This is a genomic window from Micromonospora sp. NPDC047707 (genome assembly GCF_040704235.1).
GTDB lineage: Bacteria > Actinomycetota > Actinomycetes > Mycobacteriales > Micromonosporaceae > Micromonospora.
Genome location: NZ_JBEYSU010000021.1, coordinates 85,005 through 100,717 on the forward strand (window position 1 = coordinate 85,005; position 15,713 = coordinate 100,717).

At 71.1% G+C, this 15,713-nt stretch carries 12 protein-coding genes; 4 read left to right on the forward strand and 8 right to left on the reverse strand.

All coding sequences use genetic code 11. The annotated features are described in order from the left end of the window. Nucleotides 1-46 precede the first annotated feature (46 nt). Nucleotides 47-4,414, reverse strand: coding sequence for a S8 family serine peptidase (locus AB0873_RS21655; RefSeq protein WP_366601641.1), 4,368 nt, complete (start codon nucleotides 4,412-4,414; stop codon nucleotides 47-49). 397 nt (nucleotides 4,415-4,811) lie between these two features. Here AB0873_RS21655 and AB0873_RS21660 point away from each other — a divergent pair, with 397 nt between their 5' ends. Continuing rightward, on the forward strand, nucleotides 4,812-5,300 hold the full coding sequence (locus AB0873_RS21660; protein ID WP_366601642.1) for a winged helix-turn-helix domain-containing protein: 489 nt from the start codon (nucleotides 4,812-4,814) through the stop codon (nucleotides 5,298-5,300). Between the two features lie 90 nt (nucleotides 5,301-5,390). Here the strand turns inward: AB0873_RS21660 and AB0873_RS21665 are convergent, their stop codons facing one another. From AB0873_RS21665 to AB0873_RS21685, 5 genes are all read right to left on the reverse strand, one after another. Next, entirely contained in the window at nucleotides 5,391-5,777 is a 387-nt protein-coding gene (locus AB0873_RS21665) for a DUF2267 domain-containing protein (protein WP_366601644.1), read from the reverse strand. 73 nt (nucleotides 5,778-5,850) lie between these two features. Continuing rightward, nucleotides 5,851-6,291, reverse strand: coding sequence for a VOC family protein (locus tag AB0873_RS21670; protein WP_366601646.1), 441 nt, complete (start codon nucleotides 6,289-6,291; stop codon nucleotides 5,851-5,853). 76 nt (nucleotides 6,292-6,367) lie between these two features. Further along, on the reverse strand, nucleotides 6,368-7,207 hold the full coding sequence (locus AB0873_RS21675; protein ID WP_366601648.1) for an amino acid ABC transporter ATP-binding protein: 840 nt from the start codon (nucleotides 7,205-7,207) through the stop codon (nucleotides 6,368-6,370). Nucleotides 7,208-7,212: 5 nt separating this feature from the next. Beyond that, entirely contained in the window at nucleotides 7,213-8,007 is a 795-nt protein-coding gene (locus AB0873_RS21680; protein ID WP_366601649.1) for an amino acid ABC transporter permease, read from the reverse strand. A 67-nt stretch (nucleotides 8,008-8,074) separates the two neighbouring features. Next, the gene (locus tag AB0873_RS21685) at nucleotides 8,075-8,896 is read right to left on the reverse strand and encodes a basic amino acid ABC transporter substrate-binding protein (RefSeq protein ID WP_366601651.1); all 822 of its coding nucleotides are present in this window, start codon (nucleotides 8,894-8,896) and stop codon (nucleotides 8,075-8,077) included. A gap of 234 nt (nucleotides 8,897-9,130) precedes the next feature. Here AB0873_RS21685 and AB0873_RS21690 point away from each other — a divergent pair, with 234 nt between their 5' ends. After that, nucleotides 9,131-10,180: a zinc-dependent alcohol dehydrogenase family protein gene (locus AB0873_RS21690; RefSeq protein WP_366601653.1), complete on the forward strand. Its 1,050-nt coding sequence runs from the start codon at nucleotides 9,131-9,133 to the stop codon at nucleotides 10,178-10,180. 253 nt (nucleotides 10,181-10,433) lie between these two features. Continuing rightward, on the forward strand, nucleotides 10,434-13,205 hold the full coding sequence (locus tag AB0873_RS21695) for a M36 family metallopeptidase (protein ID WP_366601655.1): 2,772 nt from the start codon (nucleotides 10,434-10,436) through the stop codon (nucleotides 13,203-13,205). Nucleotides 13,206-13,286: 81 nt separating this feature from the next. Here AB0873_RS21695 and AB0873_RS21700 read toward each other — a convergent pair whose 3' ends face one another. After that, nucleotides 13,287-13,592 (reverse strand): DUF1330 domain-containing protein, encoded by a 306-nt coding sequence (locus tag AB0873_RS21700; protein WP_366601657.1) that lies wholly within the window; start codon nucleotides 13,590-13,592, stop codon nucleotides 13,287-13,289. A 212-nt stretch (nucleotides 13,593-13,804) separates the two neighbouring features. Here AB0873_RS21700 and AB0873_RS21705 point away from each other — a divergent pair, with 212 nt between their 5' ends. Further along, nucleotides 13,805-14,203, forward strand: coding sequence for an NUDIX domain-containing protein (locus tag AB0873_RS21705; RefSeq protein WP_155332037.1), 399 nt, complete (start codon nucleotides 13,805-13,807; stop codon nucleotides 14,201-14,203). 30 nt (nucleotides 14,204-14,233) lie between these two features. Here AB0873_RS21705 and AB0873_RS21710 read toward each other — a convergent pair whose 3' ends face one another. Continuing rightward, the gene (locus AB0873_RS21710; RefSeq protein ID WP_366601659.1) at nucleotides 14,234-15,565 is read right to left on the reverse strand and encodes a protein kinase; all 1,332 of its coding nucleotides are present in this window, start codon (nucleotides 15,563-15,565) and stop codon (nucleotides 14,234-14,236) included. Nucleotides 15,566-15,713 lie beyond the last annotated feature (148 nt).

Genomic DNA, 15,713 nt, shown 5'->3' on the forward strand with positions numbered 1-15,713 from the left:
CGGTCGGAACCAGGCGGGCCGGATGTGTCAGCCACCGGTCACGGGGTCAGCAGCGGATGGGAGACAGCGCGAAGTCCTCGACCGTGGGTGTCCTGGTGTTGATTCTCGTCTGACGGGTCTGGGGCTTCCAGCCGTCCTTGGCGACGATCATCGTCATCGGGTTGTTCCGACGGTCCATCCAGTAGGCGTACCTGCCCTGCGCGTCGGTGGCGAACGTCCACGACATCGCCCACGAGTCGATCTGGACCACCGCACCGGGGATCGGTGCGCTGGCGCCCTGGCAGCTCGTTCCGGTGACCGTACCCATCAACTTGCCCCAGGTCGTCGGAGGCTGCACGGTCATCGTCACCGCCACCGGCGGCACCGGGTACGGCGTGTTCTCCTTGATCGACACCGACCCGGAGTAGGTGCCGGGCTGGTCGACGTTCGCCGTCATCCCGACGGTGACCGTGACCTTCTCACCGGGCGCCAGCGTGGCCGCCGTCTTGTCGATCGTCATCCAGCTGACGTCGGCGGCACCCTCGGCGCACTCCTCGAACCCGGGCAGCGCCTCGCTGTCCGGCGTCGCGTTGAACTGGCCGGACGAGCCGCCGACCTTGTAGAAGCCGCACGCCGCAGCACCGCGGTACCGGGCGGTGTTGGCGTTCGGCAGGCCGGACCACGCGTTGGTGCCCGGGTCGTAGGCGAAGCCGGCGTTGGTGATGGCACCGGCCTGCACACCGCCCACCACCAGCAGCTTGCCGTTCGCCACGGCGGACGAGCTGGCCCAACTGTCGGCCGGCGCATCCGCGACGGCGGTCCAGGTGTTGGCGGCCGGGTCGAAGGCGTAGCTGGCCTTCTGCGCCGCGGACCCGTCGTTGCCGCCGGTGCAGTAGACGGCCCCGTCGATGCCGCCGCAGGAGAGGAACGCCACCGACTTCGGGTAGTCGGGCAGCGTCTCCCACCGGTCGCCGGCCGGGTCGTACCGGACGACGTCGTTCGACATCGGCGTGCAGCTCGCCGTCGTGCAACCACCGATGGCGTACAGCTTGCCGTCGACGACCGCCTGCCCGGCGGCGGACCGTGGCGCGGGGTTGTCGGCCCGCTCCGCCCAGGAGTTGGCCTCCGGGTCGTACGACCAGGTGGTGGCGTCGGGGCCGGACGTCCCCCAGCCGCCGGTCGCGATGATCTTCCCGTCCAGGACGCCCACCGTCATGGCGTTGCGCGCACCCGGGAGGTCGGCGATCGGCGACCAGGCCAGCGCGACCGGGTCGTAGACGAAGTTCTTCGCCGTGGACGCCGAGCCGTTGCCGCCGGCGATCGAGTACACCTTGCCGTCCAGGTTCACCACCCGGTTGTCCATCACGTTCGCCGGGTAGTCGGCGATGTCCGTCCACGGCTCGGCCTGCGGGCCGACCGCGGCCGACGCACCCGACGCCGACATGCCGGACGCCCTCGCCGCGAACGACGTCGGCACGGTGAGCCGCTGCTCCGGTGCGCCGCGGGACCCGAGCACCTCCTGTTTGCTCATCCGGGACCCGTCGGCCCGGAGAAGTTCGAAGCCGCCGTCACGCTCTGCGAACTCGACGGTGACCGGCGCCCCGCCGGTGTTGGTCACGGTGAACGTCTTGTTGACCTTGCCGGTGGGCATCCGGACCGTCCCGCTCACCGCCGCCGGCTGAACCGACAGCCGTCCGGCCGCGAGCCGGAAGGTGACCGCCGTCGCCCAGTCGGCCTGCACGTCGACCTGCTTGCGCTGGCTGACGTAGTTGCCGGCCGTCGCCGTGAACGGGTGCGTGCCGGTCAGCGAGGAGAACATCCAGAAGAAGCCGTCGGCCAGCCCGGGGTCGTCCGGGGTCGCCACGGTGGTCGCCTTCTCCGCCGGGCGGTCGTCGCTGGTGACCGTGGCACCGTTGACGTAGCCGTTGTCGTTGCGGTCCCGGACATGGCCGAGCACCAGACCGCCGTTGACCGGCTCGCAGCTGACCTGGCTGCCGATCAGGACGTTGTCGACCTGCCACCACCACTCGAACGAGGCGTCGTAGTAGTGGAACCGGACCCGGACCTCCGCCTGGCCCGCGGCCTGCGGAATCGGGATGTCGGTCACCCGCGGCCCCCGGACGTCCGCCGCCTGCCGGAGCACGTTGGTCCAGGTGGTGCCGCCGTCGATGCTGAGGTCGACATCCGCGCGGTCCGGGCCCAGGTGGTTGAAGTCCTGGTTGAACCGGATCACGGGTGCCGTCACGGCGGTCAGGTCGACGACCGGGCTGACGAGCGAGGTGTCCTGCCGCCCACCGGTCCCGTAGTCGTCGCTGTCGATGATCGCGAAGTTGCCGGTGCCGCCGGTCAGGTTGCCGCGGTTGCCGTCGTCGGTGAACTTCCAGACCTGACCCGTCCCGGCGTGGTCCACCACGGACCAACCGGCCGGCACAGTGGTTCCGTCGAACGTCTCGTACTCGCCGTCCGAGCCGTACCGGTATCCCGGCGCCGTCGTACAGGCGGTGGTCTTCACCGGTACGGCGACGTTGTTGACCACGTTGCCCGAGCCGACCACGACCTCCTCGGTCACCGTCTGGTAGCCCGGGTACTGCGGCTCGACCTTCAGGCTGTACGTCGCCCCGGCGGGGAGGCTGAAGCTGTACCGGCCGTTGACGGGCGTGGTGTAGTCCGACACACCGGACGGACCCTCGACGGTCACCTTCGCGTATAGCGGCCAGCCGTGCCCGGATCCGTCGGTCACGGTTCCGCTGACGGTGACGCTGGGTACCGCCGTCAGCGCGACGGTGACCGTCGTCGTCGCGTCCTCGGTGACCGTAGCCGGCACCGTCCTGCTCGCGTACCCGAAGGCCGTCACGGCGACCTGGTAGTCGCCGACCGGCAGGAGGGACGAGAACGTCCCGTCGCTTCCGGTGGCCAGCTGGCGGCTGGCCGGACCGGTCAGGGTGACCGTGGCGCCCGCGACCGGGTTGCCGGTGCCCGCGTCCGTCACGGTGCCGGTCAGGGTGCCGGTGTCGCCGATCGGGGCGGCGTCGAGCAGCGCGAGGGCGTCCAGCCGGCCCTCGCCGAACACGTTGTTGTCGTCGGTCGTGCCGCCGCACTGGGCGTCCGCCTTGTCGACGGCCGAGTTGTCCAGCAGTGCGCGCGTGGCCGCGACGTCACCGACCAGCGCCGGCGCCGCCGACCACAGCAGCGCGATCGCGCCCGCGAGGTGCGGTGCCGCCATCGAGGTGCCGTTGAAGCTGGCGTACGCGCTGCCCGGAACGCTGGACCGGACGTTCACGCCGGGGGCCGCGATGTTGGGCTTGATCTCGCCGTCCTGCCCGGCACCCCGGCTGGAGAAGCTGGCGATGTTGTTGTTGACGTCGTACGCACCGGCCGAGTAGTTGCCGGTCCGGCTGCCCGGCGAGCCGCTGGTCTGGCAGGCCGAGCCGTTGTTGCCGTTGGACCAGGTGCCGAAGATGCCCGACGCGGCCCAGGCGTTGGTCACGTCCTCCATGAACGGGTCGTTGGAGGGCGTCCGGGTTCCCCAGGAGTTGTTGATGATGTTCGGACGCTTGCTGGCGTCGGGGTTCTGGCCGTTGAGGTCGGTCGGCTCGAGCATCCACTGGCCGGAGGAGACCAGCGCCGCGTCGCTGGGGCAGCAGCCGTTCGCCGCGATCCACCTGACGTCCGGTGCGACGCCGATCTGGTTCGCCCCGTCGGCGCCGGCCATCGTGCCCATCGTGTGGGTGCCGTGGCCGTCGCCGTCACAGGGTGCGGCGGCACAGGTCCCGGCAGCGTTGAACCAGTTGTAGTTGTGGTCGAACGTGCCGTCCCCGTTGTTGCCACGGTAGGAGGTCACGAGGGCCGGGTGGTCGAACTGGACCCCGGTGTCGATGTTCGCCACCGTGATGCCCGCACCCTTGACGCCGTACCGGGACCAGACGTCGTCGGCGTTGATGTTGGCGATGCCCCACTCCAGGGCGTTCACCGTCTTCTCGTCGGCGCCGTCGGTGACCTCGGGCACCTCGTAGTCGACCGGGGCGTACAGGCCCTCGACCTCGGCGTGGGCGGCGAAGTTCTGCGCCATCGCCAGGGAGCCACTGCTGACCCGGATGGCATTGGTCGCCCAGAAGGTCTGGTACTTCGCGCCCGCGCCGTCGAGTTCGGCCCGGACCTTGGCCTGGCTCTCGGCGGCGGTCTTCCGCAGGGCGTCCGCGACCGCGGTGCCGCGCTCGGCCCAGTCCTTGATCGTAGCGGCCGGGCCCAGATCCGCCCGGTCGGTGAAGCGGACCCAGAAGTCGCCCTCGCTCTTGGCCTGGAACTGCTTCGCCAGTTCCGGCCGGATCTTGTCGGCTGGTGGGGCCGCCCCTGCCCCCGCCAGCGCGGCCTGCGCGCCCGCGCCGGTGGTGACCAGGCCTGTCGCGACGAGGACCACCGTTGCGCCGGCGCTCACCAGTGACCTGGCGACGCGCCTCCAGTGTGGACGTCTGAACATCGGTGCTGCCTCCTCCAGAACGACCCAGGACCGGGTGAGCCATGGTGGAGGGTGCAGGCGCCGCTACCGTTCGGATGAACCGGACCGACCCCCCAGCACGCCCCCCAGGCGCCGCGCGGGTCACGCCGGCTGCCCGTCTGGACACTATGATCGAAAAGAAGGGGCGATCAAGCACGTGCGGTAAGCAACTTGTCGCTAAGAGTTGATGGGTTGAGGGCAGCGCTGCCGATTGTCGTCACGCTCATGACGACGTTGGGCAGGATCTGCCCTTCGTTTCCGGGTGGGTGCTGTGGGGGCGCACGACGAACGCACTGTGCCGGACGGATCCGATCCGCCCGGGGAAGCTTTCCCGCTGGTGATCGCGGTGACGTCGTCGCCGGCCGAGCGGATCCGGCTCGCGGAACGCCTCGACGGCGTCGCGCCGCTCCTGCTGGTGTCCGATCTCGACGAGCTCCGCAGGTTGATCACGGCTCCGCGGCAGCCCCCGGCTGCATCGTCCGCGCCGGCGGCCGTCACCGCCCCCGAGGCGGTCGACGACACGCTGCTTCTCGACTCAGCTCGCTCGACCGTCCGCTGCCGGGGCCGGGAGATCGTCCTGACCAGACTGGAGCACGACCTGCTGGCCTGTCTGACCACCGCGCCGATCCAGGTCTGGACCTACACCGAGCTGCACCGGTCGGTGTGGCATGACGAAGGGCTGCACCGCAAGGCGGACGTGCAGTCCCTGGTGAAGCGGCTGCGCCGCAAGCTCACCGAACTCGGCACCGGCGTGACGATCGACGCCGTGCGCGGTGTGGGGTTCCGGCTGAGCGAGCACCACGAACCGAGGGTGAGCGGAGCATGACGCCTGCCTGACGAGGGCAAGCGCATCAGCCCCGAGGGCGGCTGGCGCCTGGCGGGTCCGCGGTTCGGGTCTGCGTTGTTCCGGCCCGGGTCACGGCTCCCGGGGCACCGGCTGAGCCAGGGCTTGCAGTTCGGTCGGCAGCTGCGCCAACGCGTCCTCGAACTCGCCGTGACCGACCACGCGGGGCAGGGTCTGCAGGACGGCTTCGACGCCCCGCTCCGCGAGGTCCTGATCCACCCCGGCGCGCTCCCCCACCCGCCGCAGGAACTCGTCGTACGCGAAGACCTCCGGCTCCTCCGTGCCCTTGACCAGGCAGTCGCGCAGCTCGTACGCGACGTGGTCGGCCAGGTCCGCCGCCTCGCCACCGCTGATCCGCTCGGCGAGGGTGCGCAGGGTGGCCTCGGTCAGGGATCGCGCCGTGTCCGACGCAACCCCCGCCCGTGCGGCGACCTTCTCGAAGAACTGCAGCTCAGCCATGCCCCGTCCTTCCGTCTGGAACGCGGCTGGCTACCCGGAGCCACCGGTCACAAACGGCGGGGCCGTCCCGGGATCAGGCCCGGCCCATCTCGGCGAGGATTCCGGTGCCCTGACCGAGCTCGATCAGGTAGCCGTCCGGATCTCGCAGGTAGCACCGGATCTCGACGCCGTGGTCCTTCGGCTCGGTGAGGAACTCCCCGCCCCGCGACCGCCACTGCTCGTAGACGGCGTGGACATCGGTGACCCGGATGTTCATCGCGCCGCTGAGCGTGCGCGCGTCCGGCGGCGCCTGGGCCCGGACGTCCGGCTTGTCGTCCGTCGGCCCGCCCTCGTCGTTGATCACGATGTAGCTGTTGTGGAACCGCAGGATCGCCGGCTGGCGTTCCCGCACCACCGTCGCTCCCAGCACCCGCCGGTAGAACTCCCGTGACCGGTCCACGTCCCGCACGATCAGCAGCTGCGTGAGCACCAGCCCGCCCTCGGGCTGGAAGTAGTCCGGCGCCTCGCTGGCCATCCGTCCCTCCCCGGTCCGACCGGGTCGGGCGTACCCGCCGGCGCCGCCCGCACACCCCCTCAGGGCCGTCCGGCCGTCACAGGTTGTGGCGGTCGTCGGCCGGCAGGCGCGGCGGCTGCGGGGGCTCGGCGGACTGACCGGGCTGTCCCAGCTGCGCGACGTGGGTCGGGTCGAGGACGCGCGACAGGAAGGAGCGGGTCCGTTCGTGCCGTGGCGCGCCGAGCACCTCCTGCGGCGGCCCCTGCTCGACCACGACGCCGCCGTCCATGAACACGACGCGGTCGGCGACGTCCCGGGCGAACGCCATCTCGTGGGTGACCACCATCATCGTCATGCCGTCCTCGGCGAGCGTCCGCATGACGGTGAGCACGTCGCCGACCAGTTCCGGGTCGAGCGCCGAGGTCGGCTCGTCGAAGAGCATCAGCTCGGGTTCCATCGACAGCGACCGGGCGATGGCCGCGCGCTGCTGCTGCCCGCCGGAAAGCTGAGCCGGGAACGCGCCGGCCTTGTCGGCCAGGCCGACCCGCTCCAGGTTCTCCCGCGCGATCCGCTCGGCCTCGGCGCGGCGGCGCCGGAGCACCCGCCGCTGGGCGACGGTGAGGTTGTCCAGCACGGTCAGGTGCGGGAAGAGGTTGAACGACTGGAAGACCATGCCGATGCCGCGGCGTACCGAGTCGATCTCGACGTCCGGATCGGTCATCTCGATGCCGTTCACCCAGATCTTGCCGGCGGTCGGCTCCTCCAGCAGGTTGACGCAGCGCAGCAGCGTCGACTTGCCGGAACCGGACGGCCCGATGACGCAGACCACCTCGCCGTGGCCGACCTCGAAGTCGATGCCCTTGAGCACTTCGAGCGGGCCGAAGGACTTGTGCAGGTCGCGGATCTCGACGGCGGGCCGGGATTCGGGAGTCGTCATGCGGGTCACCGGGCCTTGGCGTAGCGGAGTTCGAGGCGCCGTACCACCTGGGACAGGGGCAGGGTGATGATCAGGTAGGTGAAGCCGGCCACCAGCAGCGGCGTGGCGTTCACCCGGTCGTTCAGCGTGTCCCGGCCGAACTTGGTGATCTCGATGGTCGACGCCGTCACGCCCAGCACGTAGGCGAGCGACGAGTCCTTGGTGAGCAGGATGAGTTCGTTCGTCAGCGGCGGGATCACGATCCGGAACGCCTGCGGGATGACGATGGTGCGCATGGCGGTGAAGTGCGACATGCCGAGGGTGCGCGCCGCCTCCATCTGTCCCTTCGGCACCGCCTGGATGCCGGCCCGGATGGTCTCCGCCATGTACGCCGCGGCGGTCAAGCCGAGACCGATCGCGATCGAACCGAACACGCCCCCCGGGATCTCCCGCTCGGGAAAGGCGATCGGGATGCCGTACCCGACGAGGAAGAGCACCAGCAGCGCGGGCAGGCCGCGGAACAGCTCGATGTACGCCGTCGCCACCCAGCGGTACGGAGCCACCCGGGACAGCCGCATCAGGGCGAGGATGGTGCCGAAAACGAGGCCGAAGGCGAACGCACCCAGCGTGTAGAGGATCGTGTTCCGCAGGGCGACGGTGATGATCGTCGGGAACATCGACTCGATGATGTCGACGCGGAAGAACGCCTCTTTCAGCCTGCCCCAGTCCGCAGCGAAGATCACCACGGCGATGACGGCGACGAAGGCCAGGTACTGGAGCCAGAGGGACAGCCGCTCCCGTTGGCGGCGTCGCAGCTTCACGGTTGGATGCTCCTTGCCCACGCGGAGGGCGCGCGCCGGGCGCGCGCCCTCCTGCCCCGATTGTCGATTACTTGGCCGGCTGCTTGCCGATCCACTTCGCGTAGATCGTGTCGTAGGTGCCGTCCTGCTTGGCCTTGGCCAGCGCCTCGTTGATCTTTTTGAGCAGCTCCGGGTTGCCGTCCTTCTTCACCGAGAACCCGTACTGCTCGCCGGTGTCGAACTCCGCGGTCACCTCGAACCCGCCCGGGTTCTCCTTGATGTACTCGGTCCAGACCGGCAGGTCGTTGACGGCGGCCTCGACCTGGCCGTTGGCGAGGGCCTGCTGCAGGGCGGCGAGGTCCTCGAACTCGACGAGCTGGAGGCCCTTCTCCTGCTCGAACTTCTTGGCGTAGTCACGACCGGTGGTCGCCGCCTGGATGCCGAGCTTCTTGCCCCGGAGGTCGTCGAGCGACTTGTACGGCTTGCCGGTCTTGACCAGAAGCGCCTGGGTTGCGTCGAAGTACGGATCCGAGAAGTCCATCACCTTCTGCCGCTCCTCGGTGATGGTCATGCCGGCGGCGGCCGCGTCGCACTTGCCGGTGTTCAGGTCCTGGCCGGACTTGATCCCCTCGAACGGGGTGTCGACGATCGTCTGCTCGACGCCCAGCTCCTTGGCGACCAGGTCCATCACGTCGACGTCGAATCCGACCACCTTGCCGCTGGCGTCCTTCGACTGGAACGGCGCGTACGGCAGGTGGGTGCAGACGGTCAGCTTGCCCTTCTCGATGAGCTTGACCCCGTTCGCCTGGACCTCGCTCTCGTCCTTCTTGGCGCAACCGGCGGCGCTCAGGGCGAGCGCGGCGACCGCCACGACGAGTCCTGCCTTGCGGACCGACCTCTGCAAAGTCACGCTGCGTCCCTCCGATTCAGCCCCCGTGTGACGGGCAGCCAGCGTTCTGCACGTACGTGTGTGACAGGCGACGCTACCCGATCCGGGAAGTCGCACCAAGATCACGGCGGGTCGTTTGGCCGGAGCGTTACCCGTCACACTCCGTGAACCGGGCGTTCTGGACACATCCGGACGGCAGCCGACCCGGGCGGGGCGAGCGCGGGCCGCCGGTCCGGGGCGTGTGAGGATGCGCGCATGCGTGCGGTGATCTTCGACGAGTTCGGTGCCCGGCCCGAGGTCCGCGACGTCCCGGACCCGGAGCCGCCGGCCGGGGGCGTGGTCATCCGGGTCGAGGCGACCGGACTGTGCCGCAGCGACTGGCACGGCTGGCAGGGCCACGATCCCGACATCCGGCTGCCGCACGTCCCCGGCCACGAGTACGCGGGCGTCGTCGCGGCGGTCGGCGCCGGCGTACCCGGATGGCGGGCCGGCGACCGGGTCACCGTGCCCTTCGTCTGCGCCTGCGGGCGCTGCCCGGCCTGCCTGGCGGGCGACCAGCAGGTCTGCGAGCGGCAGACGCAGCCCGGCTTCACCCACTGGGGGTCGTTCGCCGAGTACGTGGCGGTGCGCGACGCCGACGTCAACCTGGTCCGCCTCCCCGACGAGCTGGACCACCCGGTCGCGGCCGCCCTCGGCTGCCGCTTCGCCACCGCGTTCCGGGCCGTGGTCGGCCAGGGACGGGTGGCCGCGGGCGAGTGGGTGGCGGTGCACGGTTGCGGTGGGGTGGGGCTGTCCGCGGTGATGATCGCGGCGGCGTGCGGCGCGCAGGTGGTGGCCGTCGACATCGCGCCGGGCGCACTCGACCTGGCCCGAAGCTGCGGGGCCACCGTCTGCCTGGACGGCAGCGCCCTCGCCGGGCCCGACGCGGTGGCGGCGGCCGTCCGCGAGGCGACCGGCGGCGGCGCCCACCTGTCGCTCGACGCGCTGGGCAGTCACGCCACCTGCACCGCCTCGATCGAGAGCCTGCGGCGGCGCGGACGGCACGTGCAGGTCGGGCTCCTCCCCCCGGCCCAGGGCCGCCCGGCCCTGCCGATGGAGCTGGTGATCGCGTACGAGCTGGAGCTGCTGGGCAGCCACGGCATGGCCGCGCACGCCTACCCGGAACTGCTGCGGCTGGTCACCTCGGGTGTCCTGCGCCCCGCTGACCTGATCACCCGCACCATCGGCCTCGCCGAGGTGCCCGACGCGCTGGCGACGATGGACCGGCCCGGCCCCGGCGGGATGTGCCTCATCGACCCTCGGTGAGGTCGCGTCACGCCGGCGGCGTGGTCGACTGACACGTGTCGGAGAATCTATCGAGATATTTAAACATGTGCTGGATGACGGGTGGTCGCCCGGTCCGTAGCGTCGGTCGGCAACACCGCGCTGGGGCGTACGCCGGCACGGGCTGTTCCGGTGGTGGTGGCTCGGCGCCAGGAGGCGCCGTGTCGGAACAGCGAAGGGAGCAGCGGTGGCTTCATCTCCCCCCGTCTCACGCGCTCGGCGCGACCTCCGATTGGTGTTCACCAGCAGTATCGTCGTGTCGCTGACGTTGGCGGCCACGCCGGGCTGGGCGGCCCCGGAGGAGGGTCAGGCCGCGAAGCCGAACCCCATCTTCCTCACCGGCCCGAACGAGGGCCGGCCGGACACCATCGCCATGACGTACCTGCGGGCCAACGCGGGTCGGCACGGCGTCGACGCCGCCGACCTGGGCGACCTCGCGGTCGCCTCCAGCTACACCAGCCGGCACAACGGTGTGACGCACGTGAACCTGGCGCAGCGGTACCGGCAGTTGGAGGTGTTCGGCGCCACGGCCACCGTCAACGTCGCCCGCGACGGCAGCGTCGTCTTCGTGGGCGACACGTTGGTGTCCGAACTGTCCGCCGGCACGTCGACCACGGAGTCGGTCGACGCTGTCAAGGCCGTGCGTGCGGCGGCGAAGGCGTTGAAACTCCCCGCTCCGCGCAGCCCCAAGGTGCTCAAACGTGCCCCCGGTCCGGCGAAGCGGACGGTCGTCTCCGGCAGCGGCGTCTCCGACCAGCCGATTCCGGCCAAGCTGGGGTGGCAGCCCGGCGACGACGGGCTGCGCCTGGCGTGGCAGGTCGTGATCGACGATTCCACGGACTCCCACCTGTGGAACGCGACGATCGACGCGCAGAGCGGCGCGCTGCTCGCCGTGGAGGACTGGACGACCCACGACGAGGTGTCCGAGCTGTCGAGCACGCTGGGCCAGCACGTCGCGGGCCGCTCGCAGGTCGCCGCCGCGGCCGGCTCACCCGACCCGGTGCAGGACGGGTCGAGCTACCAGGTGTTCGGCCTGCCGGCGGAGAGCCCGAACGACGGGCCGCGCACGCTGGCGACGAACCCGGCGGACGGGACGGCGTCCCCGCACGGCTGGCACGACACCGACGGGTCGCCCGGCGCGGAGTTCACCACGACGCAGGGCGTCAACGTGCACGCCTACCAGGACCAGGACAACAACAACACGGCGGACCTGGGCAGCAGCCCGGACGGCGGAGCCGGGCTGACCTTCACCTTCCCGCTCGACCTCGGCGAGCACGCGCAGAACTACCGGGACGCGGCAACGGCCAACCTCTTCTACTGGAACAACATCGTCCACGACGTCACCCACCGGTACGGCTTCGACGAGGCGTCGGGCAACTTCCAGGCGAACAACTACGGCCGCGGTGGTGTGGCCGGGGACTACGTTCGCGCCGAGGCGGCCGACGGCGGCGGCACGAACAACGCGAACTTCTCCACTCCGGCCGTCGACGGTGACCTCACTCCCCGGATGCAGATGTACCTGTGGCCCGGCAACCAGTTCGGCGCCCAGAACCAGGTCGTCGTGGACGGGGCCGGCTCGTTCGACGCGTCGTGGTCGCGGTTCACCCCGGCGCCCACGGTCGCCGGGCGGTCCGGCCAGTTCGTGTACGGCGGCACCGGCTGCACCACCGACGCGTACCCCGAGAACCGGCCCGCCGGCGACTGGATCGCGGTGCTCGACGGCGGCACCGCCGCCTGCAGCTACCTCCTCCGCGCCCAGGTCGCCGAGTCCCTCGGTGCCGACGCCGTGGTCATCGCGCACAACGCGGCCGGCACCGCGCCGGTCCTGACCGGGTCGATGACCGGCGCACCGGTCACCATCCCGGCGGTCTCCGTCACCCAGGCCGACGGGGCCACCATCAAGGCCGCCGTCGCCGACGGGACGGCGGCGGGGAGCATCCGGAAGCACCCGAACCACCCCGGCATCCGGGACGGCGACCTCGACGCGGGGGTCGTCATCCACGAGTACGCGCACGGCATCTCCAACCGGCTCACCGGCGGGCCGACGATCAACTGCCTCACCGGTGACGAGCGGATGGGCGAGGGCTGGAGCGACTGGTTCGCCGTCACCATGCTCATGGACCCGCGGTTCGACACCGCGGACGGCCGCCGCGGCATGGGCCCGTACGTGCTGTTCCAGGACGACCGGAGCGGCAACGGAATCCGGCCGCGGCCGTACTCCCGCGACATGGAGACCCAGCCGTTCACCTACGACAGCATCAAGACCGGCGGCTGGCTCAACGGCACGTCCCTGGCCACGCCGCACGGCGTCGGTCACGGCTGGGCGGCCGTGCTCTGGGACATGACGTGGGACCTCATCGACCGGCACGGGTACAACCCCAACATCTACGACTCCTGGAACACCGGCGGTAACAACCTCGCCATGCAGCTGGTCATGGACGGGTTGAAGTTCCAGGGCTGCGGGCCGGGCTTCGTCACCGGCCGCAACGCCATCATCGCCGCCGACGCGGCGCTGACCGGCGGCGCCAACGCCTGCACGCTGTGGGCCTCCTTCGCCCGTCGGGGCCTCGGCTACAGCGCGGTGCAGGGCACCACCAACCGCGACGACAACACCGAGGCCTTCGACACCCACCCCACCTGCCGCGGCGACTTCACCGGTCGGGCCGCACAACCCGCCCTGAACACCGCCGACGCCGGTGACGCGGTGCCGATGAGGTTCGACCTCGGCACCAACCGGGGCCTGGACGTCCTCGCCAGCAACTCGCCGTACTCCCGCCTGGTGGACTGCGACACGCTGCAGACCGTCAACCCGGACGGCGGTATCACCCCCCGGCCCGCACCGGTGGCCGCGCAGACCCCCGGCGGCTCGGGGCTTTCCGCCACCGCCAACGGCCAGTACCTCTACCCGTGGAAGACCGACCCCGCCTGGGCCGGCACCTGCCGTGAGTTCGTGCTGACCCTCGACACCGGATTCCAGCACCGCGCCTACTTCAGGTTCATCGGGTAGGCGAGCAGTCGGAGGGAGCATCCCGTCCGGGGATGCTCCCTCCCTCGTCCGCCGCCACGGCGGTTCCGGGTCAGCGGCGGGTCACGCCGGCGGCTCGGGCGTCGCCTCGATGATGCGCAGGTCGCGTTCGGCGCCGTCGTCGAGCGCCCGCAGCGCCTCCTGGTAGGCCGGGCTGCGGTACGCGGCGACCGCGGCCTCCACGCTGTCGAACTCGATCAGCGTCGTGCGCTCGACGATCCCGGACTCGAACGCGTGAGCCGGCAGGCCACGCGCCAGGAACCGACCCCCCGCCGCGCGCATCGCCGGCCCGGCCAGCTCGACGTACGCGGCGAGCTTCTCCTGGTCGGTGATGGACCGGAACGTGTTGATCCAGTAGGCCTTCGGCATCGTCGGTGTCTCCTGTGCGGGTGAGTGATCAGGCCACGGTGAGGGGCACATCTCCAGGTGGTGCGGCCGGGAACGGCCAGCCTAACGGGCACCCGACCGGCGGGGCCGGCGTATGCCGATCTTGAGTGTCGTACGCCCGGCGGGCATGATTGCGGCATGACGACGCGCCGCCAGGTCCATGGCCACGGCTCGGATCCGACAGGTGGTTCGGGATGACCGTCATCGACAAGGTCGCCTGGATCCGGTTGGAGAACGGCGCGATCCTCAGCTCCCGCTCCCGGGGCAAGGACGTCTACTACCTCCCGGGCGGAAAGCGCGAACCCGGCGAGAGCGACCTCGACACGCTCACCCGTGAGATCCGCGAGGAACTGGCCGTCGGCATCGTCGCCGACAGCGCCGAACACCTCGGGACCTTCCATGCCCAGGCTCACGGGCACCCGGACGGCACCATCGTGCGGATGACCTGTTACACGGCCGACTACCGAGGCGCCCTCCAGCCGGACAACGAGATCGAAGAGATCGCCTGGCTCACCTACCGCGACCGTGACCGCGTCTCCCCGGTCGACCAGCTCATCTTCGACCATCTCCACGAATCGGCCCGGCTCACCTGAACGCCTGGTAGCCAGACCACGGCGGCCCGTTCAGGGAGTAGGTGGGGGCGGCGACAGGGACGGCGACCCACTCCCTGGGCCACCGGTCGGCTCCGGCGTCGGATCGACCGTCGTCACGGCCGGCGCCGCTGAGGTGCGGGCCGTGGCCGACGGTGTTGCACCAGGTCGGTCGCTCGACGGTCCCGAGGCGGGTTCGGAGGCACGGGCAGCGGGCGTGGTGCGGTCCGGATCAGGCCGCGCGCTTCGCGCCGCGCTGGGAGCGTTGACAGGGTCACCCCCGACGGAATCCGGCCGAGACGTGACCACGGAGGGCGTTGGCACACCGGACCGACCGGGCGACCATCCGGTGTGATCAGCGAACACCACGGCTGCCGCCGCGGTGGCCAGCAGGACGAGCACGACGGCGCCGATCCCACGCCATGCGCCTCGGCCAGGCCGGCGTGCCGCTTCCGGTGACCCGGGAGTCGCGGGACGGGCGGCTTCCGGCGCGGCCGGGGCCACCGCCGCGAGCGCGGGGGCCGTCGGCGAGGCGGGCGAGCCGGAGACTGCCTCTGCGGTGGCGGCCATGGCTGCGGCGGCCGGGAATCGATGATCGGGGTCCGTGGCCATCGCGGTGGCGACGAGGTCACGCACGGGCCCCGGGACATGGTCGGGCAGCGGGGGCGGCTCCTCGTCGAGGCGGCGCAGGGCCACGGCGACCGCGTTCTCGCCCTCGAACGGTGGATGGCCGGCGAGGCAGTGATAGGCCACCGCCCCCAGGGCGTAGATGTCGGCGGCTGGAGTGATCGCGTTCCGGGACAGTTGCTCCGGCGCCATGTAGAGGGCGGTGCCCACAACCTGGTTCGCCGCCGTCAGACTCGTCGCTTCCGGTCGGACCGCGATACCGAAGTCGACGAGGACGACGTGGCCATCCGGCTCGATGATCAGGTTGCCCGGCTTCACGTCCCGGTGGACCACGCCGACGTCGTGGGCGGCCTGCAGGGCGCGGGCGGTCTGCGCCACGATCGACAGCGTCTCGGCGGTGCCCAGCCGACCGAGCTCGGCGACGCGCTCCGACAACGGCTGGCCCTGCACGTACGCCATCACGATGTAGGCGAGCCCGGACGCGCCGGGCAGGGGCGCTTCGCCGTAGTCGTAGACCTCCGCGACATTCGGATGCCGCAGCGCGGCCATGGCCCGCGCCTCGCGCCGGAAACGCTCACCGGCGCTGGCCTCCTCGATGAACCGCGTGTGCAGCATCTTGACGGCCACGGTCCGGTTGAGCGTCTCGTCGACAGCTCGCCACACCTCGCCCATGCCGCCGGCAGCGATCCGATCGGCCAGGCGGTAGCGGTCTCCGATCAGGTCCCCTACGTCCGGCATCCGATTCCCGTACCCCCGGCGCCGGTTTCCTACGCGTGGGCAGGTAGGCGGGGCCGCTGGACGCGGCCCCCCCACCCGGTCGTTGTGGCGGGTGACGCTCAGCGCCGGCCGAAGGCCCGGGTGATGGTCTGCGACACGGTGTTGGCGG

Bases quoted from the DNA above. Each gene is read 5' to 3' on its own strand.
- AB0873_RS21665 (WP_366601644.1), bottom strand. From the start codon at position 5,777: ATGGCTGAGCTGCAGTTCTTCGAGAAGGTCGCCGCACGGGCGGGGGTT.
- AB0873_RS21670 (WP_366601646.1), bottom strand. From the start codon at position 6,291: ATGGCCAGCGAGGCGCCGGACTACTTCCAGCCCGAGGGCGGGCTGGTG.
- AB0873_RS21675 (WP_366601648.1), bottom strand. From the start codon at position 7,207: ATGACGACTCCCGAATCCCGGCCCGCCGTCGAGATCCGCGACCTGCAC.
- AB0873_RS21690 (WP_366601653.1), top strand. From the start codon at position 9,131: ATGCGTGCGGTGATCTTCGACGAGTTCGGTGCCCGGCCCGAGGTCCGC.
- AB0873_RS21700 (WP_366601657.1), bottom strand. From the start codon at position 13,592: ATGCCGAAGGCCTACTGGATCAACACGTTCCGGTCCATCACCGACCAG.
- AB0873_RS21705 (WP_155332037.1), top strand. From the start codon at position 13,805: ATGACCGTCATCGACAAGGTCGCCTGGATCCGGTTGGAGAACGGCGCG.
- AB0873_RS21710 (WP_366601659.1), bottom strand. From the start codon at position 15,565: ATGCCGGACGTAGGGGACCTGATCGGAGACCGCTACCGCCTGGCCGAT.